The organism is Bradyrhizobium sp. CSA207, from assembly GCF_029051685.1.
In the GTDB taxonomy this organism is placed as follows: Bacteria; Pseudomonadota; Alphaproteobacteria; order Rhizobiales; family Xanthobacteraceae; genus Bradyrhizobium.
In genome coordinates, this window is sequence record NZ_JAACFT010000106.1 from 1 (window position 1) to 1,206 (window position 1,206).

A 1,206-nucleotide genomic window follows, 5' to 3' on the forward strand; every position below is an offset into this window, starting at 1 on the left:
TCTGAATCCATGGGTAACCATGATTCGGAGGTCGTGGACGCCAGCAGCGTCGATCGAGGAGACGCTTGCGTTGTGGGCGGCGTCGCTTCGAGAGATCAAGAAACGGATACGTCCGTTGTTCACGCAAGAGCGTGTGGCGACGAATGCAGGCCTGTTCCTGGAAGGTCTGCTCGGAGATGAGCAGCGCAAGACCGGTTGGATGCGGGCGGAGGCGGCTGGCGATCCCGGCCCATGGCGGCAGCAGGCAATTCTGGGCCGTGGGGATTGGGACGCTGATGCCCTGCGCGATATCGTGCGCGACTATGTCATCGAGCATCTGGCGGATGACGATGCGGGTCCTCGTGATCGACGAGACCGGCTTTCTCAAACAGGGCAAAGCGTCATGCGGGGTGGCGCGGCAATACACTGGTTTGGCAGGCAAGATTACGAATTGCCAGATCGGCGTCTTCGCTACCTACGTTTCGCGTCATGGTCATGCGTTCATCGACCGCGCGCTGTATCTTCCGAAGGAATGGACCGACGATCGGATCGTCTGGAAGCCGCCTATGTGCCTGCCGATGCGAGCTTTGCGACCAAACCAAAGCTTGCGACGAAAATGATCGCACACGCGATAGCCGCGTCTGTACCGTTCAGGTGGGTTGCCGGTGATACCGTCTACGGCGTTGGCGCCATCGAACAGCAATTACGTCGGGCCGGCAAAGGCTACGTGCTTGGGGTCAGCAGCGCTCATGTGTTTCGATCCTGGGGCAAGCGACCGCCGGTCGCCGGTACGGCCGCAGACATCGCCCGGACGCGGCGCTCATCCGACTGGAAGCGCCTGTCGGCGGGAGCCGGAACCAAAGGACCGCGGTTGCACGATTGGTGTTATCTCGAATTGGCCGAGCTCGAGGCCGAGCCATTCAACGGTGCAAATGATGGTTTGTGGACGCGCGGTCTCCTGATCCGTCGTCGCATCGCCGATGGAGACCTCGCCTTCTTCACCACCTGGTGCCCAGCGGGAACAGCCATTGAAACGCTGGTCGCGGTCGAAGGCCATCGATGGGCGATCGAGGACAGCTTTGAAACCGCGAAAAACGAGTTCGGGCTCGATCACAACGAGAGCAGATCCTGGCATGGCTGGCACCGTCACGTGTCCCTGGTGATGCTCGCCTTCGCCATGATGGCCGCGATCCGACATCGCGCTAACCCGCCACCGCCCAAAAAAAC

1 pseudogene is annotated in these 1,206 nt (G+C 61.0%); it reads left to right on the forward strand.

Annotation, left to right across the window (positions count from 1 at the left end):
- Nucleotides 1-19: 19 nt before the first annotated feature.
- A pseudogene (locus GWG65_RS40150) lies at nt 20-1,206 on the forward strand (IS701 family transposase); the annotation flags it as partial.